General features: G+C 44.9%; 20 protein-coding genes and 1 pseudogene. 19 read left to right on the top strand and 2 right to left on the bottom strand.

Annotated features, from left to right (window positions below):
* Positions 1 to 14 precede the first annotated feature (14 nt).
* Positions 15 to 461: a hypothetical protein gene (locus GKG43_RS16790; protein WP_025655919.1), complete on the bottom strand. Its 447-nt coding sequence runs from the start codon at positions 459 to 461 to the stop codon at positions 15 to 17.
* 142 nt (positions 462 to 603) lie between these two features.
* Here GKG43_RS16790 and GKG43_RS16785 point away from each other — a divergent pair, with 142 nt between their 5' ends.
* From GKG43_RS16785 to dgt, 13 genes are all read left to right on the top strand, one after another.
* Entirely contained in the window at positions 604 to 2,283 is a 1,680-nt protein-coding gene (locus GKG43_RS16785) for a S8 family peptidase (RefSeq protein ID WP_243125868.1), read from the top strand.
* A gap of 184 nt (positions 2,284 to 2,467) precedes the next feature.
* On the top strand, positions 2,468 to 3,946 hold the full coding sequence (cls, locus tag GKG43_RS16780; RefSeq protein ID WP_055154983.1) for a cardiolipin synthase: 1,479 nt from the start codon (positions 2,468 to 2,470) through the stop codon (positions 3,944 to 3,946).
* 113 nt (positions 3,947 to 4,059) lie between these two features.
* Entirely contained in the window at positions 4,060 to 5,142 is a 1,083-nt protein-coding gene (gene tig, locus GKG43_RS16775; RefSeq protein WP_050640653.1) for a trigger factor, read from the top strand.
* Between the two features lie 630 nt (positions 5,143 to 5,772).
* Complete coding sequence (locus tag GKG43_RS16770; RefSeq protein ID WP_050640652.1) at positions 5,773 to 6,015, top strand: HPr family phosphocarrier protein; 243 nt, start codon at positions 5,773 to 5,775, stop codon at positions 6,013 to 6,015.
* A gap of 271 nt (positions 6,016 to 6,286) precedes the next feature.
* Entirely contained in the window at positions 6,287 to 7,561 is a 1,275-nt protein-coding gene (locus tag GKG43_RS16765; RefSeq protein ID WP_050640651.1) for an L-serine ammonia-lyase, iron-sulfur-dependent, subunit alpha, read from the top strand.
* 87 nt (positions 7,562 to 7,648) lie between these two features.
* Positions 7,649 to 8,518: an aldose 1-epimerase family protein gene (locus GKG43_RS16760; RefSeq protein WP_050640650.1), complete on the top strand. Its 870-nt coding sequence runs from the start codon at positions 7,649 to 7,651 to the stop codon at positions 8,516 to 8,518.
* Between the two features lie 136 nt (positions 8,519 to 8,654).
* Complete coding sequence (locus GKG43_RS16755) at positions 8,655 to 10,265, top strand: ABC transporter substrate-binding protein (RefSeq protein ID WP_129879451.1); 1,611 nt, start codon at positions 8,655 to 8,657, stop codon at positions 10,263 to 10,265.
* An 84-nt stretch (positions 10,266 to 10,349) separates the two neighbouring features.
* Positions 10,350 to 11,345: an ABC transporter permease gene (locus GKG43_RS16750; RefSeq protein ID WP_050640648.1), complete on the top strand. Its 996-nt coding sequence runs from the start codon at positions 10,350 to 10,352 to the stop codon at positions 11,343 to 11,345.
* Complete coding sequence (locus GKG43_RS16745) at positions 11,342 to 12,157, top strand: ABC transporter permease (protein WP_129879449.1); 816 nt, start codon at positions 11,342 to 11,344, stop codon at positions 12,155 to 12,157. Before GKG43_RS16750 ends, GKG43_RS16745 begins: the two co-directional genes overlap by 4 nt.
* Positions 12,158 to 12,178: 21 nt before the next feature.
* On the top strand, positions 12,179 to 13,132 hold the full coding sequence (locus tag GKG43_RS16740; RefSeq protein WP_050640646.1) for an ABC transporter ATP-binding protein: 954 nt from the start codon (positions 12,179 to 12,181) through the stop codon (positions 13,130 to 13,132).
* Positions 13,133 to 13,215: 83 nt separating this feature from the next.
* Positions 13,216 to 13,821 (top strand): ATP-binding cassette domain-containing protein, encoded by a 606-nt coding sequence (locus tag GKG43_RS16735; RefSeq protein WP_050640879.1) that lies wholly within the window; start codon positions 13,216 to 13,218, stop codon positions 13,819 to 13,821.
* A 159-nt stretch (positions 13,822 to 13,980) separates the two neighbouring features.
* Positions 13,981 to 14,382, top strand: coding sequence for a metal-sensing transcriptional repressor (locus tag GKG43_RS16730; protein ID WP_050640878.1), 402 nt, complete (start codon positions 13,981 to 13,983; stop codon positions 14,380 to 14,382).
* 126 nt (positions 14,383 to 14,508) lie between these two features.
* Complete coding sequence (gene dgt, locus GKG43_RS16725; RefSeq protein ID WP_129879447.1) at positions 14,509 to 15,909, top strand: dGTP triphosphohydrolase; 1,401 nt, start codon at positions 14,509 to 14,511, stop codon at positions 15,907 to 15,909.
* Positions 15,910 to 16,342: 433 nt separating this feature from the next.
* Here dgt and GKG43_RS16720 read toward each other — a convergent pair.
* Positions 16,343 to 16,743: pseudogene (locus GKG43_RS16720) on the bottom strand (transposase); the annotation flags it as partial.
* A 643-nt stretch (positions 16,744 to 17,386) separates the two neighbouring features.
* Between GKG43_RS16720 and GKG43_RS16715 the strand changes: the two are divergent.
* From GKG43_RS16715 to GKG43_RS16690, 6 genes are read left to right on the top strand one after another with little or no spacing between them, the layout of a single operon-like run.
* Complete coding sequence (locus GKG43_RS16715) at positions 17,387 to 18,061, top strand: hypothetical protein (RefSeq protein WP_129879445.1); 675 nt, start codon at positions 17,387 to 17,389, stop codon at positions 18,059 to 18,061.
* Positions 18,062 to 18,109: 48 nt separating this feature from the next.
* The gene (locus tag GKG43_RS16710; RefSeq protein ID WP_173020120.1) at positions 18,110 to 19,039 is read left to right on the top strand and encodes a 1-phosphofructokinase family hexose kinase; all 930 of its coding nucleotides are present in this window, start codon (positions 18,110 to 18,112) and stop codon (positions 19,037 to 19,039) included.
* Between the two features lie 34 nt (positions 19,040 to 19,073).
* Entirely contained in the window at positions 19,074 to 19,679 is a 606-nt protein-coding gene (locus GKG43_RS16705) for a class II aldolase/adducin family protein (RefSeq protein ID WP_129879441.1), read from the top strand.
* 42 nt (positions 19,680 to 19,721) lie between these two features.
* Entirely contained in the window at positions 19,722 to 21,188 is a 1,467-nt protein-coding gene (locus tag GKG43_RS16700) for an FGGY family carbohydrate kinase (protein ID WP_129879439.1), read from the top strand.
* 16 nt (positions 21,189 to 21,204) lie between these two features.
* On the top strand, positions 21,205 to 22,713 hold the full coding sequence (locus tag GKG43_RS16695; protein ID WP_129879437.1) for a sugar ABC transporter ATP-binding protein: 1,509 nt from the start codon (positions 21,205 to 21,207) through the stop codon (positions 22,711 to 22,713).
* Between the two features lie 11 nt (positions 22,714 to 22,724).
* Positions 22,725 to 23,681 (top strand): ABC transporter permease, encoded by a 957-nt coding sequence (locus GKG43_RS16690; RefSeq protein WP_129879435.1) that lies wholly within the window; start codon positions 22,725 to 22,727, stop codon positions 23,679 to 23,681.
* The last annotated feature ends 40 nt before the right edge of the window (positions 23,682 to 23,721 follow it).

Here is a 23,721-nt window from a genome sequence, read left to right as displayed (position 1 = left end):
TTGTTATTAGGAATTTATTTTTTATCCTTTTTAAATCTGGCGAAGAGCCCTTTCTTCTTCTGCGGTGTTTCCAGTGATCCGCGGACTCCTCTTACGGCCGTTATGTAGATGCCGCTTACGGTTGCTTTGACTTCCTTTTTAATAGGGATGAGAGGAAATACCTGCGCATCGCACATCAGTGTCATTACCTTTGGTCCGACTTTTGCCTTTACGACCGGCACTTTCGTACGTCTCAGATACTTGGGTGTATTGTCGACGACAACGGAAGGGAAACCGGCGTCTTTCAGCTTCATCTTACCTTTATCGATAATCAGCATCGTTACCTGCTGTGCTGCTGCTTCCATCTGTTCTCTTTGTGCTGCCTGCTTTTTTTCTGATCTTTTGCCGAAGATATACAGTAAGATTAATGCGATGATCAATACTACCAAAACAATGAGCATTATTTTCAATCCTAAACTCACGATGAACCCTCCTATAAATACTCTTTTTCCGCGATTATGCAAGTAGTATTGTACCATTCTTTGGAGGGAAGTGCAAGCAATTTGATATTCTATGATTAGGAAGTTTTAATATAATATATTAAAAATATAGTAGGGCAGAATATTGAATAAAATTATAGATGAAAATTATTTAGACCTGATTATCGATAATATGCTGGTGAGAAATGCTGAATCAGAAGACGGTCAGGCGATCAAGATCAATGACAGGTATTCGATTATAAACGTTTTGAATCCAGACCCTTATCCCTGCGAACTCGGAGAAACATATCCATATCACAGTGTGCCGGGCCTGTTCACGCCCATGTCGGTTCTAACGACCGAAGATTCGGGTATAGGGAGCCTTCAAAACAACTCGCATCTGGCACTTTATGGACACGGTGTCCTGGTGGGGCTTGTCGATACAGGCATTGATTACCGCCACCCGGCCTTTCTCACAAGAGAAGGGAATTCCCGTATCTATAGCATTTGGGATCAGGAGGATCAAAATGGGATATCACCCGAGGGATTCGGATATGGTACAGAGTATACGAATGAAGATCTTAATCTTGCACTTCAGAGCGAGTATCCTCTCAGTATTGTTCCATGCCAGGATACAAACGGACACGGTACTGCTATCGCCAGCATTATAGCGGGCAATGTAATGGACTCAGCTTCTTTCAGAGGTATAGTAACGGAAGCGGAACTAATCGTAGTAAAATTAAAACCGCCCAAAAATAATCTTCGTAAACTCTCTTTTGTCCACGGAGATACCGAATGTTATCAGGAAACGGATATCCTGTTAGGCCTGAACTATTTAACACAGAAAGCCCGGGAGCTTCAAAGGCCGATGGTGATTTGTCTGGCCATGGGCAGCAGCCACGGCGGTCATATTGGCTTGGGGACGCTCAGTGACTATCTGAGCCGGATGGTGCTGAATCCAGGCATTGATGCAGTTATCGCAGGGGGGAATGAAGGGAGCAGCAGGAGGCACTATTACTCACGGGTCACGGATGAGGCACACAATCATATATTTGAACTGGAAATCTCCAAACAAGACACTTTGTTTGGAATGGAAATCTGGTCCGAGATTCCTGCGCGCCTTGCTGTAAAAATCACATCTCCCATGGGTGAGACAACAAGATTTATCCAGCCCCAGTTAGGCAGCTGCTATGCCTTTGATTTTATATTTGAGTCAAGCAGGATTTATGTAAATAATATTACCCTGGAAAAGGAGACCGGAGACCAGCTGATTATGATCAGATTTGAGAATCCCAGCGAAGGGATATGGCGTTTTAGGCTTGTAAACCTGGAAGAGGAAGATTACGCTTTTCACGCATGGCTTCCCGCCGGTGATCTGATCTCAGAGGAGACGTATTTTCTGGCCTCCTCCCCGGATGCCACAGTGACGGAACCTGGAAACGCGGAATACCCATTGACTGTAACAGCCTATAATTCACTGAGCAGCAGCACGATGCCGGAATCCAGCTGGGGCTATACCAGAAATAACAGAATCACTCCGGATATTGCAGCGCCCGGGTATCAAATCGCCTGTGCCTATCCGGACGGCCGATACGGTTATATATCCGGAACAGGAGCGGCGGCCGCCCATGCCACAGGAACGATTGCAATGCTGCTCGAATGGGCGGTTGTAAAGGGATATTATCCGACCATTACGGGATACGATGTCAATCGGCTGATCATACGCGGTGCGGACAGAAGCAATCACGGATACACCTACCCCAATAAAAATTGGGGATATGGAACCCTTGATATATACAGCCTGCTTAGAAAATTGAACTTATAAGGAAACTGTTCAAATAGGGGCCCGCACCAGACGGGCTCCGAGTAACTGTTTACATGCCGGTCTCTGGATAGCCGCCATTTTACCTATTTATTTAGGATCTGTCACATTTTAGGGTTACTTTTTTGGAAATATAATAGTATAATCAAATATGTTACATACCGACGAAAAAAGGAGTTAATATTATATGGCAGAAACGATATGGAATGGGTTGATAACGGCTTATAACTTTGTAATGGACAATCTGGTTATCATCAATATTCTCCTATCCCTGATCATAATTTTCTTTCAGCGCAGATCCCCGCAGACAGTTTGGACCTGGCTGCTGCTGCTCTATTTTATCCCGATTCTTGGTTTTTTCCTCTATCTGGTTATCGGACAGGATTTTCATAAAAGCAGGATGTTTAAGGCGAAAGAGATTGAAGGCGAACTGAAATATGCCGTGCGAAGGCAGGAGGAAACGATTTATAGAAAACAGCTCAGGCTTGCCAATCCGGAGATGGCGCGCTTCAAGGACCTGATTCTTTACAATCTGGAGGCCGGCGAGTCCGTGCTGACTGACAACAACGATGTCCGCATCTATACGGACGGCAGGGAAAAGTTCCGGGCATTGATTGAAGAAATGAAACAGGCGAAGCGCTACATTCATTTGCAGTACTACATTATCCGTAACGATGAACTGTGGCAGGAGATTGAACCGGTCCTGACCCAGAAGGCAAGAGAAGGAATAGAAGTCCGGGTGCTGTTTGACAGTATGGGATGCCGGACTATGCATAACAAGGACTGGGAACGCCTTGAGAAGGCTGGTGTGCAGGTGGCGGAATTCTTCCCGGCTCTGCTGGGACAGCTTCAGCTTCGTGTGAATTACCGGAACCACAGAAAGATTGTGGTAATCGACGGCCGCGTGGGCTTTGTGGGCGGATTCAACGTGGGCAGGGAGTACCTTGGCCTGGACAGTAAGAAGTTTGGCTATTGGCGCGATACACATCTCTGTATAGAGGGGGCTGCCGTAACATCCCTGGCAGTCCGTTTTGTGCTGGACTGGAATTATGCTGCCAGGGAAAATCTTTTCCTGGAGGATCATCTCTTCGAGATACCGGATTATGTGAGAAATGGACACGATCCTGTCCAGATTATTTCCAGCGGCCCTGACTCCCAGATAAAGACGATCCACGATAATTATCTGCGCCTCATCCACAGCGCGAAGGACCATGTATACCTGCAGACTCCGTATTTCATACCGGACGATTCCATACTCGATGCACTCAAGATCGCCAGCCGTTCCGGGATCGATGTTAGAATCATGGTGCCGTGCAAACCGGATCATCCGTTTGTGTACTGGGCAACTTATTCCTATCTTGGAGACATGGTGGCAGCAGGGGCAAAGTGCTATGTGTACAACAACGGATTTCTCCACGCAAAAACCCTGAGTGTGGACGGTATGGTAGCCTGTGTGGGCACAGCCAATATGGATATCCGCAGTTTCGGCCTGAATTTTGAGGTAAATGCAGTCGTTTACAGTGAGCGGACCGTGCAGCGCCTGGAGCGTGCATTTGAAAATGACATGACAAAATGTACTCATGTCACCCGCAAAGTATATGACCAGCGAAGCCTGCTGATCCGGATCAAAGAGCAGTTCTCGCGGCTGCTTTCGCCGCTTTTGTAAAGACAAAAGTGAAATAAGTATGAAAAACCTTTTCAACGAAGAAAAAATATGATATAACGTTAAAGTATGTTGGCAGGAGTCTGCCCGGAGATAAGAAAATATGAGGTGAAAGAATGAAAAAAAAGATATTGGCATTGACATTAAGTGTTCTGATGGCGGCATCACTGGCAGGATGCAGCAAGGAACTTTCTAACGAATATATCACGGTTAAGCAATACGAGGGCCTGGAAGTCCCCAAAGTGGAACAAAGCGAGGTAACAGATGAGAGCGTTGAGTCCACGATTAATTCCACGCTTTCCTCCAAATCCACATCGGAGGAGATCAAGGACAGAGCAGCCAAAGAAGGAGATACGGTCAATATTGACTATAAGGGATCTGTGGATGGAGTAGAGTTCGAGGGCGGTTCAGCCACCGGCGCCAGCCTGGAACTGGGTTCCAACAGCTTTATCGGAGCAAACGGAGATTATAAGGGCTTCGAAGAGCAGATCGTAGGACATAAAATAGGTGAGAAGTTTGACATTGAAGTAAAGTTCCCTTCTGACTATAAAAATACTGAAATGGCCGATAAAGTAGCTGTATTTAATATCACACTGAACGGAATCTCCGTAGTTACCGTTCCGGAGCTGACAGATGATTGGGTAAAAGAGAACAGCGAAGAGTCCAAGACCGTAGAAGAATACAAAAAGGAAATCCAGAAGCAGCTGGAAGAAAGCAGCAAACAAAGTGCAGAGAGTACGCTGCAGAATGAAGTGATGGAAGCTCTGCTCGGTCAGATTGAGGTAAAGAAATATCCGGATGACCAGGTAGAAGATCAGATACAGTCCATCAATGAGTATTACAGCAGTATGGCAGAAGCATACGGTATGGAGTTCAAAGATTTTGCTGAGCAGTACATGGGGCTCTCAGAAGACGACTTCAATAAACAGGCAAAAGAAGCTGCCCAGACAGCAGTACAGAGAAGCCTGGCATGCGAACTAATTGCTAAGGAGAAAAAGCTGGAGCCGTCCGACAAAGAATATGAAGAGCAGATTGCGGAATACGCAAAGGGCTCAGGCTATGAGAATGCGGATGAGTTCAAGGAACAGGTTGGAGAAGATGTACTCAAGAGAACGATACTGCAGCAGAAAGTGGCAGAGTATCTGGCGGATAAATGCGTACAGGTAGAACAGTCTGAGAGCAGTGAAGAAGAGAAGTAAGTGAACTGGGGGTGTGGCCTCGACGGATGAGGACGCTCAATGAAAGGACAGCCGCGAGCCTCCGTAAGAACATACCTGTCCTAAAAAACCGCGGACACGGAACTAAGTAATTCTAGGCGGGAACCAGCCGTGAAAATGGAGCACAGCTGACACAGCTCAAGAAATCTGATGATTTCTCGTGCTGGGTCAGCTGATTTTTTGATTCGGGATCAAAAAATCTCTCCATTTTCACGGCTGTTTCCCGCCAAGAATTACTAAGATCCGCTTTAGCGGTTTTTCAGGACAGGTATGTTCTTACGGAGGCTCGCGGCTGTCCTTTCATTGAGCTGGCGCATCAGGCAGGAAGGTATTATTTGTTCACTTGGCGTCTGTCAAGCGGGGGCAGCGTATGGAGATTGAATTGTAGGTACTGTTGTAATCTCCAGTGCCTTTGCGTTATAATTATCGTTAAGCGTTCTTTATCAGCACACGAGTCTAAAGCCTGTGAGCTAAGGTCTGTTTTTAGGGGGTCGACAAATTTCTGCAAATAGCGACATATAAATTTACAAATAAAGTCCTGGACATTGGGAATAAAATCCAGTATTCTGGATAAAATAACCATATACACAAAGTAAAGGAGGAAAACAAGACATGCATAAATTGGGAATTTGTTTTCGTCAGCCAGAAGATATTACTGAGTTTGTGGATATTATCAACCAGTTTGAATACGACGTGGATCTTAAAAGCGGAAAGAATATAGTAGACGCAAAATCATTGTTAGGAGTTATTGCAATCAGTAAGGCTGACGGCGTAGAGCTTGTCATTCACTGTGATGAATGCCAGGAACTGCTGGATCGTCTCCAGAATTATGTCAAAGACAGGAAAATCGCATAAGCAGATGGAATGAAAAGTCCCCGGGGTCTTATAGACGTCTGGGGATTTTTTAATACAGATAATTACTGCCAGAGGAAGTATGGGGATAGGCGGGAGGCAGCCACAAAAACGGAGAATTGATCGTAACAGTTTCAGCCCGCCAGAACGGTTATGATAAATCAGGCCGTCTGGTAACTCATGGTTCTTGCACTTTTCTCCGGAATAGTGTACATTTGTAATATGCGGACCGGACAGGAAGTGCCGGTAGATTTTGGAAGGAGATCGTGGACAGATGAACAAAACAGACCAAAAATATCAGGCGTATATACAGATTTTGAGGGAAGAGCTGGTTCCGGCAGTGGGATGTACCGAGCCGTTAGCTCTTGCATATGCGGCGGCCAAGGCCAGAGAAGTGCTGGGATGTATACCCGAGCGTGTCCATATCGGGGCAAGCGGCAGTATCATTAAGAATGTAAAAAGCGTCATAGTGCCCAATACAGACCATCTAAAAGGAATCCCTGCTGCTGCTGCGGCCGGAATCATTGCTGGAAGACCGGAAAAAGAGCTGGAAGTCATTGCAGAAGTGTCCAGGGAAGAGATTGAACAAATGCAGGAATTTCTGGAGGAGAAAGAGATTCGGGTAGAGCATATAGATAACGGCATTACATTTGACATTATCGTGACCGTTTCTGCCGGAGAATCCTATGCGCAGGTGCGGATAGCCAATTACCACACGAATATTGTACATATTGATAAAGACGGAGAAATTCTGCTGGACATTCCGGTGCGGGGGGAGAACGAAGAGGGCCTGACGGACCGCGGAGCGCTGTCTGTGGAGGATATATGGGATTTTGTACAGACAGTGGATATCGAGGATATTCGCGATATATTGAAGCGCCAGATTGATTATAATACCGAGATCGCCGAGGAAGGCCTGCGTGGCAATTATGGCGCGAATATCGGGAGCGTGATTTTGGAGTCCTATGGAAATGATGTCAGGAACCGGGCAAAGGCCATGGCGGCGGCCGGATCAGATGCCCGTATGAACGGCTGCGAGCTTCCGGTGATTATCAATTCCGGCAGCGGAAATCAGGGCCTGACCTGCTCCCTTCCGGTTCTGGAATACGCAAAGGAACTGAACGTGGACAGAGAAAAGATGTACCGTGCGCTTGCATTGTCCAATCTGGTTGCGATCCATCAGAAGACCGGGATCGGCAGGCTGTCCGCATACTGCGGGGCAGTCAGTGCAGGTGCGGCTGCGGGGGCAGGAATTGCCTATCTCTGCGGGGGCGGATATAAAGAGATTACACATACGGTGGTAAATGCGCTGGCTATCGTGTCCGGAATGGTCTGCGACGGGGCAAAAGCATCCTGTGCGGCTAAGATAGCAGCGTCGGTGGATGCGGGAATCCTGGGGTATCATATGTACATGCAGGGACAGCAGTTCTACGGCGGGGACGGAATCATCACAAAGGGTGTGGAAAAGACCATAGCAAATGTAGGACGTCTGGGAAAAGAAGGCATGCGGGAGACCAACGAGGAAATCATAAAAATCATGGTGGAATAGTAACCGGCAATGTGTCTGAACAGATAGGCAATAGCAGATAACGGAACATATACAGACCGGCAGACCAGAAATGGAGGAGCAGAGAATATGAGACTGGAAAATGAATTTCTATGCGTGGACATCGCAGAAACAGGTGCAGAAGCAACCAGAATCTTTGATAAACAAAAGGATACGGAGGTGCTGTGGGAAGGGGATCCGTTGTACTGGAAGCGCCATTCCCCGGTACTGTTCCCGAATGTGGGGAAGACCTACCAGAATACGGTTCGTATAGACGGGCTTCAGTATCCTACGTCTCAGCATGGATTTGCCAGAGATAACACATTTACCTGTATCAAATCCACAGCGGATACGGCCAGCTTCCTACTGCACTCCAGCGAGGAGACAAAAGAGGTTTATCCATTTGATTTTGAACTGTACATCACATACAGATTGGAAAGAAAAACGCTGTATGTACAGTGGAAAGTTAAAAATCCTTCCGATGAAACGATGTATTTTACGATAGGGGGCCATCCGGCATTTCGTTTTGCCGGAAAACATGAGAAAAAAGAAGATTACTGTCTCAAATTTCCAGGAAAAGAAGTGCTGGAGTATATTCTGGTTCATCCGGAATCCGGCGCCGGCAATCCGGATGAAATTTTTAAAATGGAACTGGAAAATGAAACTTACCCCCTGACAGAGGAACTGTTTGCCAATGATGCGCTGATATTCGACAATGAGCAGATAGAGGAAGTGTGGATCTGCCATAAGGATGGAACCCCTTATGCAGGACTCTGCTGTAAGGGCTTCCCTAATTTTGGCATTTGGTCCGTTAAGGATGCCCCTTTTGTATGCCTGGAGCCTTGGGCCGGGCGCTGTGACGATCATGGATTTGCAGGAGACATATCCGAAAAACCAGGGATAAACCGATTGGAAGGCCAGGAAACCTTTCGAAAGGAATATCAGATTGTAGTGGCATAATCATAGAGAACACAGGCGGCAGAAAGGAATTACCGTCTGTGTTTTTTCTTTTAGAAAAGTATCCCCCCAAGGGGGTTGTGACGGAAAAAAGAGGATGCTATACTGGACAAAAATCGGCTTAGAACGGGAGGGGAATATGAGGAAAAGGGTTATCAGTATCGTATGCACAGCAGTACTCATAGCTGGCCTGTTAATGGGCTGCGGACAAGGAAGAGAAAATATAGCAGAGAACAACGGAGAGGCAGAGCGTGACTCGGTTGTAGTCACCATGCCGGCCGCGTCAGAGCCTGAAGCCGGGTTCGATCCGGCCTATGGCTGGGGCGCGGGGGAGCATGTCCATGAGCCTCTCATTCAGAGTACACTTATGGTGACGACAAAGGATTTGAAGATAGAGAAGGATCTTGCCGCAGATTACCAGGTAAGTGCGGACGGGCTGACCTGGACGGTGACGATCCGGGATGATGTGAAGTTTACCGACGGTGAGCCGCTGACGGCGGCGGACGTTGCTTTTACGTATAATAACTGCAAAGAAAAAAGTACAGTCAATGATTTTACGATGCTGGACAGGGCATCTGCGCTGGATGACACGACGGTAGAATTCCGGATGACGAAGCCCTTTTCTATCTGGCCTTATACCATGGCCATTGTGGGCATTGTGCCAGAACACGCCTACGATGAAAATTACGGACAGAACCCCATCGGATCAGGGCGCTACATTATGAAGCAGTGGGATAAGGGACAGCAGGTGATCTTTGAGGCAAATCCGGATTACTACGGGGAGGCGCCAAAGATGAAAAAGGTAACCGTGCTGTTCATGGAGGAGGATGCGGCGCTTGCGGCAGCGATGGCAGGTGAGGCTGACGTGGCGCATACGGCGGCATCCTACAGTGAACAGTCTGTGGATGGGTACGTGCTGTTTGCAGTGCAGACCGTGGACAACCGTGGATTTAATCTGCCTGCATCCGAACCCGTAGAAAAGGACGGCATTACATATGGCAATGCATTTACAGCCGTTGTAAATGTAAGAAGGGCGGTCAATATCGGAATTGACCGGGATGAGATGATTGATAATGTTCTGAACGGGTATGGTACAAAAGCGTTTAGTGTATGCGATAAAATGCCATGGTACAACAGCGCCTGCGAGGTGGAATACGATCCGGACGAGGCAAGAAAACTACTGGACGATGCAGGCTGGAGAGAAGGGAAGGACGGCATCAGGGAGAAAGACGGCGTAAAAGCGGCGTTTACTCTGATGTTCAGCAGTGGAGACTCTGTACGCCAGGCTTTGGCGGAGGATACTGCGAACCAGTTAAAGGAGCTGGGCATTGACGTTACCACCGAGGGGGTGGGCTGGGATACAGCCTATGACCGGGCACAGTCCGAACCGCTGATCTGGGGCTGGGGTGCACATACACCGATGGAGCTCTATAATATTTACCATACACTTTCGGGTACCGGCATTGGCCAGGCAGAGTACTCGCCTTACGCAAATGTGACGGTTGATAAGTATATGGATGAAGCGCTGGAGACAGGCACCCTGGAGGAGTCCTATGAACTGTGGCAGAAGGCGCAGTGGGATGGTACGTTAGGGATTACGCAGGACGGTGACATTCCGTGGATCTGGCTGTGCAATGTGGATCATCTTTATTTTGTAAGGGATGGGCTTCAGATTGCAGAACAGAAAATACATCCCCACGGGCATGGCTGGTCTATTATTAACAATGTCGATCAGTGGTCGTGGGAATAAAGAGAGAATAGAGATCAGGGACGCTGCCTTATAAGTAAGCGTCCCGTTTTCCCGTTAAAGAGACAGAAGTGGAGGAAGTTTCATATGGTACGGCAGTGGAGTATACACATAGGGAAAAAGTTGATATATATGCTGCTTCTGGTCACCGCAGCCAGTCTCCTCACGTTTTTGCTGATGAAAGCTTCACCGGTGGATCCTCTGCAGGCTAATGTAGGGCAGGCGGCACTGGGCAGCATGAGCCGGGAGCAGGTGGAGAAACTGAGAGAATACTGGGGAGTAAATGGCTCTCCGGTGCGGCAGTTTTTATCCTGGGCGTCGGATTTTATCAGGGGGGATATGGGAACTTCCCTGCTATACCGTCAGCCGGTGTCGGATGTGCTGAAGGTTAAGCTGATGAACTCCCTTGTGCTGATGATTACCGCCTGGATTCTTTCTGGAATACTGGGATTCGCGCTGGGTGCGGTTTCCGGGATGAATCAGGGCAGATGGGCGGATAAAGCGGTGAAGGGATACTGCCTTTTGATAGCAGGCACGCCCACGTTTTGGCTGGCGCTTGTGCTGCTCCTGGTATTCGGGGTATGGCTGAAGGTCCTGCCCATCGGCCTGAGTGTGCCTATAGGTGTGGAGGCTGCCGGGGTTACCGTCTGGGATCGTATCTATCATGCAATTCTGCCCGCGGCGGCGCTGAGTATTACGGGAGTAGCCAATATAGCCCTGCATACCAGGGAAAAAATGATCGAGATCATGAACAGTGATTATATGATGTTCGCAAGGGCGAGAGGACAGCAGGGATTCCGGCTGTTTTGCCAGCATGGCTTCCGCAGCGTCCTTCTGCCCGCAGTCACCCTTCAGTTTGCATCCATCAGTGAAATATTCGGAGGCTCCGTACTGGTGGAACAGGTCTTTTCCTATCCGGGACTGGGGCAGGCTGCAGTGACTGCCGGACTGGGAAGCGATCTGCCGCTTTTGATGGCGATCACGGTGACCAGCGCCATGATTGTATTTGGCGGTAATATGCTGGCGGATATCCTCTATGGCGTCGTGGATCCGAGAATCAGGAGAGGGGGCAGGGGGAAATGAACCAGAGACAGAAAGTACTTATAAGTCTGACCATATCTGCCGTGGTTCTGACTGCTGTCTGCATTGTGGGCGCACTTTGTGCAGATGCAGCACGCGCCACGGATTTTTCCAAAAAGAACCTGGCGCCTTCACTATACTGCCTTTTTGGAACGGATTGGATGGGGCGGGATATGCTCGCGCGCACCCTGCGCGGACTTTCCATCAGCATTTTGCTTGGAATTCTGGCGGCAGCGGCCAGCGCGGTCATTGCGCTGATTCTGGGAACCGCTTCGGCCATGCTGGGAAAGGCAGTGGATACGGTGATCACCTTTTTCATTGATCTGGTCATGGGAATTCCCCATATTCTGCTACTGATACTGATATCCGTTGCAATGGGGAAAGGGTTCAAAGGAGTGGCGGTCGGAATTGCGCTGACACACTGGCCGTCTCTGGCGAGGCTGATCCGGGCGGAAGTGATACAGCTTCGGGAAAGCCCCTACATACAGATTGCAGAGAAGATGGGGAAAAGCAGGTGGTATATCGCCAAAAAACATCTGCTTCGCCATCTGCTTCCTCAGTTTCTTGTAGGCCTGGTTTTGATCTTCCCGCATGCGGTTCTCCATGAATCCAGCATTACATTTTTAGGATTCGGACTGTCTTCGGAACAGCCTGCGATCGGCATTATTCTGTCAGAGTCAATGAAATATCTAATTACCGGAAAGTGGTGGCTTGCACTGTTCCCCGGCATCCTTCTGGTGCTTGTTGTAGTATTATTCTACAAAGCGGGAGAAAACCTGAGAAAGCTTACGGAACCAGGCAGTATACACGAATAGATCGGCGGGAAGGATGAAAAGATGGGATTAAACGAAGACATAAAAACAGAAGAAGCAGCTCCTATCTTAAAAATAGAGCACTTGAATATCTCATTTACTCAGTATGAGCATGGGCTGCGCCGGGAGACTATGACAGTAATCCGGGATATGGATTTGGATGTTTTCCCCGGGGAGATGGTGGCGGTTGTCGGCTCAAGCGGTTCGGGAAAAAGTCTGCTTGCACATGCCGTTCTGGGACTGCTGCCCTATAATGCCGCGGCGGGCGGCAGGATCACATACTGCGGCAGGGAACTGACTGCTAAACGGATAAAACGTCTCAGGGGCAGTGAAATCGTAATGGTTCCCCAGAGCCTGGCATGCCTCGACCCTCTGATGAAGGTCGGGCCGCAGATACGCAAAGGGAAAAAAGATAGAAGGACAAGAGATAAGCTGAAAGGGATTTTTACGGGATATGATCTGAAAGAAAGCGTGGAGGAGCTGTATCCCTTTGAACTGTCGGGAGGAATGAGCCGGAGAATTCTGATTTCAACGGCTCTGATAGAAGAACCGAAGCTTGTGATTGCCGATGAACCTACCCCCGGGCTGGAACTCAGAGTGGCCAAACGGGCCATGGGACATTTTCGGGAATTAGCGGATATGGGGGCCGGGGTCCTGGTCATTACACACGATCTGGAACTGGCGCTGGAAACCGCGGACCGTATTGTCGTCTTTTATGCGGGAGAGTCTGTAGAGGAGGCCGGAGTTTCTGATTTCCGTTATGAGGAGACCCTGCGGCACCCTTATACAAAAGCACTCTGGCGGGCCATGCCGCGTAATGGATTCCAATGTATAGAGGGCGCGCAGCCCTATGCAAAAGATATGCCGCAGGGCTGTGCGTTTGCACCCCGGTGCGCAAGTTGCACGCAGGCGTGCAGCCAGAAGATTCCCTATAGGGAACTGAGAGGCGGCCGGGTGAGGTGTTTATCAGCCGTATAAACGCCGGGGGTTTTCTTAACACCGTAATGCTGATTCGGAAAAATATAGCAAGGGGAGAACAGGTCTGGGGAGATGGAGCCGTTATGAGACTGGAAATAAGAAATGTTTCTTATCAATATAAAAAAGAAGATCGGATGATTCTGGAGAACTTTAATCTGTCTGTGGAGCATACGGAGAGGGTCGGACTCGCTGCACCCAGCGGGTATGGTAAGACCACGCTGTGTATGCTGCTCTCTGGGTATCTGCAGCCAGACAGCGGAGAAATCCTCCTGGACGGAAAGCCCCTGCATTCTTATAGGGGATACTGCCCGGTACAGATGATCTGGCAGCAGCCGGAGCTTGCGGTAAATCCAAGGCTGCGCATGCGGGACGTGATTCTGGAGGGGGATCAGGTGGAGGAGCGGATTCTGCAGGAACTGGGAATCGAGTCGGACTGGCTGAATCGTTTTCCATCGGAGCTTTCTGGCGGGGAGCTCCAGCGTTTCTGCCTGGCAAGGGCGCTGGGGAAGAGGACCCGTTTCCTTCTTGCGGATGAGATCAGCACCATGCTGGATCTGATTACCCAGAGCCAGATCTGGAATTTTCTTGTCCGGGAAGCAGAGCGGAGAGGGATCGGACTGATTGCAGTGAGCCATAACCGGGAATTGCTGGACCGGGTATGCACCAGACAGGTACAGATGGATAAGTAAGCGAAGCCATGGCAGGATGAAATCTGATAGCATTGTCCGGAAAAATTTGTTAAGATATAAGTATTGTACGGGATATCATAATATAATTATAAATAAATGTATAAACGAGTACTAAAAACAAAAAAAGAGAGAATAACAGCCATGGAAAAGAAAACAGAAATGCAGGAACAGGAATTGAACGTGACAAGCGGACCGCATAAACATCAGCACAGGCACCATAACGGAACACCCTGCGAACAAGCCCATACTCATGGAAACGGAGAGACACATACACATGGGGAGGGGCACCGCCATGTCCATAGCGAGGCGGAGAAAAAGGCGGTCATAAACCGCCTTTCCAAGGCGATCGGACATATGGAGGCGGTCAAGCGTATGGTGGAGCGGGATGAAGACTGCAGCGAGGTTCTGATCCAGCTGGCTGCGGTGCGTTCCGCTATCAATAATACGGGAAAGGTTGTCCTGAAGAATCATATTGATCACTGCATTGTGGAAGCTGTGGAGGAAAATGACCAGGAAGCGATCCGAAAGCTTAATCAGGCCATAGACAAATTCATTAAGTAACGCTGCTTTCCTATATTTTAGAAAGGAAAGTCAAACACGAAACATGTTGAAAACAGCGGGGAAATATGTTAGTCTATCCTTTTTCAAAGGATACGATTAAGGTCATTTTCAAAGGAGAGGAAATAGATGGAATGGGAGACATTACTTTCAAAAGAGCACTTTGTTGAAATGGAACATGAGGGCGGTATAGCGGACAGAAACGATTATGAAACAATTATCTGCAGTACTTTCCTGCGCAGGCTGCAGGATAAAGCACAGGTGTTTCCTCTTGACGAGGACGATTATGTAAGAACACGTCTGACGCACTCGCTGGAGGTGTCCGCCATAGGAAAAAAGCTGGGTGAGTATGCTTTTAAGAAAACAAGAGAAAGCAGAAAGGATCAGTGGTTTGAGAATCACTCTGAGAAAGAATTTTCGGAGGTGCTATTGTGCGCCGGCCTGATCCATGATATCGGCAATCCCCCATTCGGCCATTTTGGGGAATATGCGATCAGGGAATGGTTCCAGACACATCTGAAAGATTTGGTTCTCGGAGAACGGAAACTCACAGAGATCCTGTCTAATTGGCAGCTTCTGGATCTGTACACCTTTGAGGGCAACGCACAGTCTCTGCGCTTATTATCAAAGACTCCTTATCTGGGACGGGAAAATGGGTTTAATCTATCATACAGTGTTCTGGGGGCCATCATGAAATATCCCATTTCGTCGGAAAAATTGAGGAACTGTAATCCGGACCATTATAAAAAAATAGGGTACTACTATTCTGAACGGAAATTATTTGAGGAGATAAACAACAGAACGGGAATGAATGGTTCCCGCCACCCGCTGTCATATCTGCTGGAAGCCGCGGATGATATAGCATACCGGACATCTGACCTGGAAGATGCAATGGTAAAGAAAGTGATCAGTTTCGAGCAGATCATGGAAACATTTGAGCAATGCGGAAGGAATCTTGAGGAAAATCAAGAAAACAAGCAGGAAGTCTGCCGGTGTGTGGAAAAACTCGCGGAAATGTATCGGGAGGAAGTCGCAAAGAATACAAGAAAACCGGGATTGACGGCAGTACAAAGATGGAATCAGTTCATGCAGGGGATTATGATAAGAGATGCGGGGGAAACCTTTGTAAAAGAATATGAGCTGATTATGCAGGGACATTTTTCCGGGGATTTGTTTAACGACACTGTTTCCGGGTATATTATTTCCGCAATCTCGGATCTGAGCGAGGAGAAGATTTATACCAGTTCCGTGAAAACGCGGAGAGAATTATTCGGACGGCGTGTGATCGATTCCCTGCTCAGTCAGTTTATGCCGGCGGCGGTCGGGTATGATACAAAAGAAAAAATCAACTTTATTGACCGCAGGATAATTGATACGGTGTCAGAATTCTATAAATCAATGTACAGGCATGAGTCGGCGGGGAAAAGCGAGGAGGAAAAACTTTATTTAAGAATATTAATGATAACTGATTATATCAGCGGTATGACGGATAACTATGCGAAAAGACTCTATCAGGAACTTTTTGCGTAAATCGGGAGTTAGTGACGCGCTTTAGTCGTGGTACGGATGGGGACGCTCCATGAAGGGATAGCCGAAAACCTCCCGGAGAACATCCATGTCCTTTCAAAAACGCTCAAAGCGAACCTAAGAAATTCTAGGCGGGAAACAGCCCTGCAAATGGAGCTGGCGCATCCAACCGACAGGAAAAGGACACGTTCCTAAGGTGGGGTCTCAAACGGGGGCAGCGTATGGATATAGAATTGGTGGTACTTTTATGTCCCCAGTAGGTGTACAAAGTAAGCGCTTAATTGTAAGCGCTTCAGACTGTAAACAAAACGGTTCGCAATGTCATGTTCGCGAATCGTTTTTTTACCCTCTTTTAGTTTTCAAATTTAAATTCTGTGCTGGAAAAGAAAAATTGCAATGATGAAGAGCGATATTTCGCTCCCCATTTTATCCGTCATTTCCAAATTGCCAGTTTCTTTAGATTCATGCAGCCAAATAAGAGGTTAAGCTCCATTTTGATCTTAGCCAGACCTCTGTACTGAGTGTATCTCATTCCGTGTTTTTCGTTTGCATCTGCAAAGACTCTCTCTATGGTTTCCTTGCGTTGTTTGTATCGTTCTTTCATTCTGATTGTATGACGGATTTCTTCGACCTGCTCCATGTAGTCTTCCCATACATGACGCGTAATTACTTTTACGGAATCTTTACTGTTTGTGCAACGATCCCGGTGAGGACAGTTTTGGCAAATAAGCCAGTCACTTTTATACTCCCGATATCCTTCACGGTTTGTTGTGGTGTAATGAAGCACTTTGTGATTCGGGCATAGATAGCAGTCAAAGAATTCATCGTAATGTACTGGATCATGGCAATTTTAATCAATACAACCGGATCGATACTTTCACGTCCAAAATCACTGTATAAATCTTTCACTTCCTCATATATAAAACTCATGTCAATTGCTTCATCCAGCTTCCGTACCAGATGGTTTCTAGGTACAAGATCCTTCAGACTTGCGATTTCCATCTGTGTTCTTTCTGCGTTATCTATTTCCCAACATAACAAAAACCTGCCTTTCCTGATGATTCTATTATACCATCTGGAAAGGGCAGGTTAAACTGAAATTAGACAACCGCCTCCAAAAAGAGGGCGATTGTCTACAGTCTGAAGCGCTTTTTAATCAGCTAGTGCGACAGCCCCTTACGTTGAATACAATTATTCTTTGGAACTGTCATTTTTTTTCGGGGCTGGCGAAGTCAAAGGCGCCGCGGCAAGCTGTGTGGGGATTTGGTTCATTGCTCGAGGGAATAAAACGTGGATTTTGTTTATTTCTTCTTATAGTTTCGAAAAGAAAACTTATATAGGTCTGAACTAAAAAAACAAAAAATATTGTTGACAATAGTAAATCACTGTGCAATAATAAAATTAGAGCAAACGTTTGCCTATCGATATTACTCAAGCAACCAATAGTATATATGAAAAGAGAAAGGAGATTCATAAAAAGATGAAGGAAAAACCAAATTTAGTAGTAATGCTGACGTATAATGATGTAACTGTAAAAAATGCACATGAGGTTTTTGAATCTTGCAAGGACTTAAACGTGAGCCATTGGGGCTTTAAAAATATCGGTTTACCAAAAAGTGAGATGAAAAAACTTGCAGAAGCAATGAAAAATGCTGGAAAGACAACGTATCTGGAAGTAGTGACTTATGATGAAGAATCTTGTATGGAAGGGGCTAAAACGGCAGTTGAATGTGGGTTTGACCAGCTTATGGGAACACTGTACTTTCCATCGGTTCACCAATATCTTATGGAACATGATGTTACATATAAGCCATTTGTCGGGAAAGTATACGGAAGTCCTAGCGTACTTGAAGGCAGTTTTGATGAAATAGTCATGGATGCGAAAAAAATGATGCAAAAGGGAATAACAGGTTTTGATATTTTAGCGTATAGACATGAACAGGGGGAAGAATTGGCTAAGGAATTCTGCTCAAAAGTGAATGCAGAAATCTGTATTGCAGGCAGCATATCAAGTTATGAGCGAATAGATACGATGTTTGAAATAGGACCTTGGGGATTTACTATGGGCAGTGCATTATTTGATTCTAAATATGTGCAGGGCGGGGGATTTCGTGATAATCTGAGCGCTGTCATCCAATATATGGAAATAAAGTAATTTTTTTTGCTTGAGCAAACGATTGCTCTGATGGAAGGAGATTATATTATGATTCACACTTTAACTCTAAATCCGGCAGTAGATAAAATCCTTTATATGAAACAATACATAAAGAATACGAATAACCGGGTAAAGAAAGTAACCTGTTCTCTGGGAGGAAAAGGAACCCACGTTTCTATGAATTTATCCCAGATGGGAACACAATCAAATGCCTTTGGGTTTGCTTATGGACAGAATGGGGAATTTATATTGGATTTACTTCGACAGGAGAATGTACATCCAGAATTTGTCTATGCAAAGCAGCCGGAAAGCAGGACTTGCTATCTGGTTGTAGAGGATTCTGGAGACTCGACTTTAATCAGTGAGAAGGGACCGGTAGCCAATGAAGGGCAAGTAGCAGAACTATTTAGCCTGATGGACAAAAGTATTCAGGAAGGTGATTACTTAGTTTTGTCAGGAGACAGTTCTAATTTCTCTGACCCTCTTATTTACAATCATGTTCTGGATAGGATGGCTGATAAAAAATTAAAAGTATTTTTAGATACCAGTGGTTCTTCTTTTAAGGAATGCATACAGAAATCGCCCTATTTGATTAAGCCAAATGTCGAAGAACTGCAGGAATTGGTTGGAAGGAAGGTAGAATCCGAGAAGGACATCATAGAGGCAATCAGGCAATTGGACAAATATCGTATCGAAATAATAGCAGTTTCTATGGGAAAAAGAGGTTCTGTTGTCAAGATAGGAGATAGGTTTTATAGGGCCAGACCGCCGAAAGTAAATGTGTTTAATACAATTGGCTGTGGAGACTGTTTCTTGGCAGGGTTGGTTTTTGGAACAGAACAGGGCTATAAACCGGAACAGCTTCTTCGTTTTGCAACTGCAGTGTCTGCATCTACAGCGGAATCTCCACTTTCGTTTGGCTTTAACGTAGAACGTGCAAAGCAACTTATGCCGTTGGTAACGATAATGAAAATATAAGGGAAAACTTGTGAATATGTGAGGTGAATTATAAATGGGAAATTATACGTATATGGATATTAGAGAGGAAATGGCTGAAACAGCACATTTAATATGGACGCGTAAACTGACGAATGCGGCTGGCGGGAATTTTGCTGTCCGTGTTGCACCAGGTAAAATTCTTAGTACGCCCTCAATGATGTCTGAAGACAGGCATTGCAATTTAAAGCCGGAAGACATGCTGTTGATTGACTATAATTATAATATTTTAGAGGGGAAGGGACAGTTATCGCGTGAAACGCATATGCATGTGGCATTATTATCTGCATACGAAGAAATAGGAGCAACAATCCATGCCCATCCATTTTATTGTATGCCGTTTATAGCCTATGAAAAAACAATTAGAAGTGTTACTGATGCCACAGAAGGAAGAGGGGATGTAGAGTGTATGGAATATGCAATTCCATGCTCAGAACAGTCTGTTAAAAATGTTTTGAAATATTTTAAAGACAGAGAAGAAATTGTCCGCAAGAAACCGATTGGATGTATTATGCCAAAGCATGGGGTAATTGTATCAGGAAAAGATATTCATAAAGCATTTAGCATGCTGGAGAGAATTGAGGCTGAGGCGTTTTGCAATATTGTAAAATCATTAATTTAAAGCAGACTAAACAGTAGAAAGTATAAATAATGAGGTGGAACCATGAGATATCTTGCATTTGATTTAGGCGCAAGTAGTGGAAAACTGTTGTTGGGAGATTTCAATGGTTCAAAGCTAAAAATGCAGGAGATACATAGATTTCCCAATCATCCAATTAATATGGGGAGAGGTATCTATTGGGATTATCTATATATTTACTCTGAGATGATAAAGGGAATTAGAAAAGCACATTCAGAATCTGAGTTTGTATCCATGGGGATTGACGGATTTTGTAATGATTTTTCTTTTATTAGTAAGGACGGAGAATTGCTGTCTCCTGTAAGAGCATATCGTGACGGCAGAACAAAAAGATGTATGGAAAAGATAAAAAATAAAATGCCAGATGAAGAACTCTATAAATTAACTGGTAATTTAAGTACTTCAGCTAACACAAGAATTCAGCTTGCAGCTATGCAGGAGGAAGGGCAGGCATATATTTTTGAAAAATGTGATAAAATGCTCTTTTTACCAGATTTACTTCTTTACTATTTAACCGGAGAGAAAATAGCAGAATTCACACTATCGTCAGTATCCCAATTGATGAGTTATCAAACAAAACAGTGGGATACAGAGATTTTGAATACATTTTCTATACCCGAAAGGATGATGGGAAATATTGTGAATCCTGGAGTTGTTATTGGAAAGTCCCAATGTAAACTAGAGGGCCTGGATGATATAAAGCCATTCAATATAACAACAGTCTGTGAACATGATACGGCATCGGCTTTTGCCCCATTTTTATATTCGGAGAACGAAGCTGTCATAAGCAGTGGGACATGGACGTTGTGTGGAGTTCCAATTAGTAATCCAATTAATAGTAAAAATGCCATGAATAGGGATATAACTAATGAAGGAAATATGGATGGCAAATATTTTTTAGTTAAAAGTATTATGGGTACATGGTTAATACAGGAAACCATACGCGATTATGAATTGAAAGGTTTTAGTTATGGTTATAATGAAATAGACGCAATGATTTCTGAAACGAAACCATTTAGTTTTGCATTTGATGTAGATGACGAAGAATTATTTACGCCTGGAAATATGATTCGGAAAATCAGAAATAAATGTTACGAATTCAATGGGATGATGCCTGACACGCCCGGAGAAATTTTCCGTTGTATCCAGGAATGTATGGCATTTAAATGTAGATTGGCATTAGATGAACTACAAGAACAGACTCACAGTTATTTTTCCAGGATTCATATTATAGATGGTGGTTCAAAAGATTCTATTTTTTGCAGTTACATAGCAAATGTGTGTAATAAACAAGTATATGCAGGAATGAATTTTGCTTCCGCAGCCGGAAATGTTCTTGTACAGATGATAGGACATCATGAAATTTCATCGTTGGAGGAAGGCTGCAGCTTATTGCAGGATTCTATACTTCCAAAGGTTTTTGAGCCTAAAGATGTTTTGCTTTGGAATGAAAGGTATTATTATTACTTAGAGCAATTGAATAATCAATAGGAGGTGTCAGCATTTAATGAAAAACAAAGAAAATGTTCTAAAACTGGAGGGCATAAACAAGAGTTTTTTTCAGGTACAAGTACTAAAAAATATTTCTTTTGAAGTCCGAAAGGGTTCTGTACATGCTCTTGCAGGTGAAAACGGCGCAGGGAAGTCGACTCTGATGAAAATAGTTACAGGATTGTTAAAAGCAGATTCAGGCAATATAGTCTTTGATAATGAGCAAATAACTCTGAATAATGCGAGGGAGGCATTGGGACTTGGGATTTCTATGATTCATCAGGAGTTAACGCCGCTTCGTCAGATGACAATTGCGGAAAATTATTTTTTGGGACGGGAACTTTGTCTTAGCAATGGGCTTTTAAACCAAAAGAAGATGAATGAAGAAACGCAGAAAAGCTTAAATGATTTCGGAATGAAAGTACAGGCTACTCAGAAGGTTGATAAACTTACCATTGCTCAAATCCAAATGCTGGAGATAATAAAGGCAGTCCGTGACAATTCAAAATTAATTATTATGGATGAGCCTTCGTCCTCATTAACAGAGGAAGAGACAAGACATTTATTTCACATTATCCGTGATTTGCAGAAAAAGGGTGTTGCAATAATTTATATTTCGCATCGAATGGAAGACATATATGAAATTGCAGATACGGTTACTGTTTTACGCGATGGCAATTTAATTGGAACTTACCCTATTGAAGAGATTAATAAAGATAAATTAATCGAATTAATGGTAAATAGAACCATGGAGAGCATGTTCAGCAAAGGACACACGTCAATAGGAGCCGTTGGGTTTGAAGTGAAGGATCTTTCAAGGGATGGGGTATTTAAGAATATTTCTTTTCAAGTGCATAAAGGGGAAATTCTGGGGATTACCGGTTTGATGGGAGCTGGAAGAACCGAGGTTGCAAGAGCCATATTCGGATTAGATAAGCTTGATGGCGGGGAAATTTATATTGACGGTAAGAAAATTGTAATTAGAAACCCATATGATGCTATCAGTCATGGAATCGTAATGTTAAGTGAGGACAGAAAAGAATATGGGTTAGTTTTGGGGAGATCAATCAGAGAAAATATTAGTCTGCCAAATTTGAAAAAAATAACCCGTCACTGTTTATTAAAGAAAACCCAAGAGAAAGAACGAGTCGGTGAATTGATTAAAATGCTGACTATAAAATGTAATTCCATGGAGCAGACTGCGCAAACACTAAGTGGAGGGAACCAGCAAAAGGTTATTATAGCAAAATGGCTGCTGGCAGGACCGGAAGTCTTGATATTGGATGAGCCGACAAGAGGAATAGATGTTGGCGCCAAAGCGGAAATCTATAAATTAATGGACAAAATGGCACAGGAGGGAATGACGATTATTATGATTTCCTCAGAACTTCCTGAAATCCTGAGCATGAGTGACCGTGTAATGATTATGGGGGCAGGGGAAATTCGAGGTGAGTTTACTTACAAAGAGTTTATGGAAGGTAAAATTACCCAAAAACAAATATTGGAAAAGTCAATGTGCGAATAAGGAGGCAGTCTATGAATAAGAAAGAAAATATTTCTTACATTTTAAAGAAAAATGGTGTATTAATCGGTTTTATAGTCTTATTTATCGCTATGTTCATAATATCGGATACCTTTCGTACAGCGCAAAACCTCATTAATGTATTGCGCCAAATTTCTATCAATGGAATTATTGCCGTGGGAATGACATTTGTAATTCTTACAGGAGGGATTGATTTATGCGTAGGCTCCCTGGTTGCCGTAGCAGGTGTTATAGCTGGAAGTTTTATTACAGTTCATGAAAAAATGGGAATTGTTGCATTGCTTTTAGCTGTGTTCGCCTGCGGTTTATTTGGCCTGCTGAATGGGATTTTAGTATCACATGCAAATATCCCGCCGTTTATTACGACGTTGGCGACGATGTCAATTGCAAGAGGCTTTGCTTATGTATATTCAGATGGGAAGCCATATACAATTACTTCAGATTCCTTTGAGTTATATGGCAAAGGTTCTCTTGGGCCGATTCCAGTACCAGTTATATTTTTTATTGCTGTCGTGGTAATTGCGGCAATTTTATTAAACAAGACAAGATTTGGGAGATATCTTTATGCCACAGGGGGAAATGAAAATGCAGCCATCGCATCAGGTGTAAAGACTAAAACAATAAAAACATGGGCTTATCTGTGCAGCGGCATCCTGACAGGCCTTGCGGGAGTCATTCTTGCATCAAGGATTGGTTCAGGGCAGCCAGCAATAGCAGTAGGCTATGAGACAGATGCAATTGCTGCTACAGTAATTGGCGGAACAAGCTTGGTAGGGGGAATTGGCTCGATTCATGGCACAGTGATAGGTGTACTGCTGATTGGAGTATTAAATAATGGCATGAATCTTATGGGTATTTCTTCTTATTATCAGCAGATTGTCAAGGGGGTGATAATTATTTGTGCAGTTTTGCTGTTACTATTCACAGTCGATTTAGCGTTCATTCTTTAGGAAGCTCGTAACAGAGCTTCTTTTTCTTTGCCATAATGCA

The sequence above is a fragment of the Eubacterium sp. BIOML-A2 genome (assembly GCF_009680135.1).
GTDB lineage: Bacteria > Bacillota > Clostridia > Lachnospirales > Lachnospiraceae > Faecalicatena > Faecalicatena contortus_B.
The sequence above is the reverse complement of the archived record's forward strand: the minus strand, read 5'-3'. Positions and strand labels throughout refer to the sequence as shown.

Bases quoted from the DNA above. Each gene is read 5' to 3' on its own strand.
- GKG43_RS16765 (WP_050640651.1), top strand. From the start codon at position 6,287: ATGAACAAAACAGACCAAAAATATCAGGCGTATATACAGATTTTGAGG.
- GKG43_RS16755 (WP_129879451.1), top strand. From the start codon at position 8,655: ATGAGGAAAAGGGTTATCAGTATCGTATGCACAGCAGTACTCATAGCT.
- GKG43_RS16745 (WP_129879449.1), top strand. From the start codon at position 11,342: ATGAACCAGAGACAGAAAGTACTTATAAGTCTGACCATATCTGCCGTG.
- GKG43_RS16695 (WP_129879437.1), top strand. From the start codon at position 21,205: ATGAAAAACAAAGAAAATGTTCTAAAACTGGAGGGCATAAACAAGAGT.
- GKG43_RS16710 (WP_173020120.1), top strand. From the start codon at position 18,110: ATGATTCACACTTTAACTCTAAATCCGGCAGTAGATAAAATCCTTTAT.
- GKG43_RS16705 (WP_129879441.1), top strand. From the start codon at position 19,074: ATGGGAAATTATACGTATATGGATATTAGAGAGGAAATGGCTGAAACA.
- GKG43_RS16740 (WP_050640646.1), top strand. From the start codon at position 12,179: ATGGGATTAAACGAAGACATAAAAACAGAAGAAGCAGCTCCTATCTTA.
- cls (WP_055154983.1), top strand. From the start codon at position 2,468: ATGGCAGAAACGATATGGAATGGGTTGATAACGGCTTATAACTTTGTA.
- GKG43_RS16760 (WP_050640650.1), top strand. From the start codon at position 7,649: ATGAGACTGGAAAATGAATTTCTATGCGTGGACATCGCAGAAACAGGT.
- GKG43_RS16730 (WP_050640878.1), top strand. From the start codon at position 13,981: ATGCAGGAACAGGAATTGAACGTGACAAGCGGACCGCATAAACATCAG.
- GKG43_RS16715 (WP_129879445.1), top strand. From the start codon at position 17,387: ATGAAGGAAAAACCAAATTTAGTAGTAATGCTGACGTATAATGATGTA.
- GKG43_RS16750 (WP_050640648.1), top strand. From the start codon at position 10,350: ATGGTACGGCAGTGGAGTATACACATAGGGAAAAAGTTGATATATATG.
- tig (WP_050640653.1), top strand. From the start codon at position 4,060: ATGAAAAAAAAGATATTGGCATTGACATTAAGTGTTCTGATGGCGGCA.
- GKG43_RS16700 (WP_129879439.1), top strand. From the start codon at position 19,722: ATGAGATATCTTGCATTTGATTTAGGCGCAAGTAGTGGAAAACTGTTG.
- GKG43_RS16735 (WP_050640879.1), top strand. From the start codon at position 13,216: ATGAGACTGGAAATAAGAAATGTTTCTTATCAATATAAAAAAGAAGAT.
- GKG43_RS16770 (WP_050640652.1), top strand. From the start codon at position 5,773: ATGCATAAATTGGGAATTTGTTTTCGTCAGCCAGAAGATATTACTGAG.
- GKG43_RS16690 (WP_129879435.1), top strand. From the start codon at position 22,725: ATGAATAAGAAAGAAAATATTTCTTACATTTTAAAGAAAAATGGTGTA.
- dgt (WP_129879447.1), top strand. From the start codon at position 14,509: ATGGAATGGGAGACATTACTTTCAAAAGAGCACTTTGTTGAAATGGAA.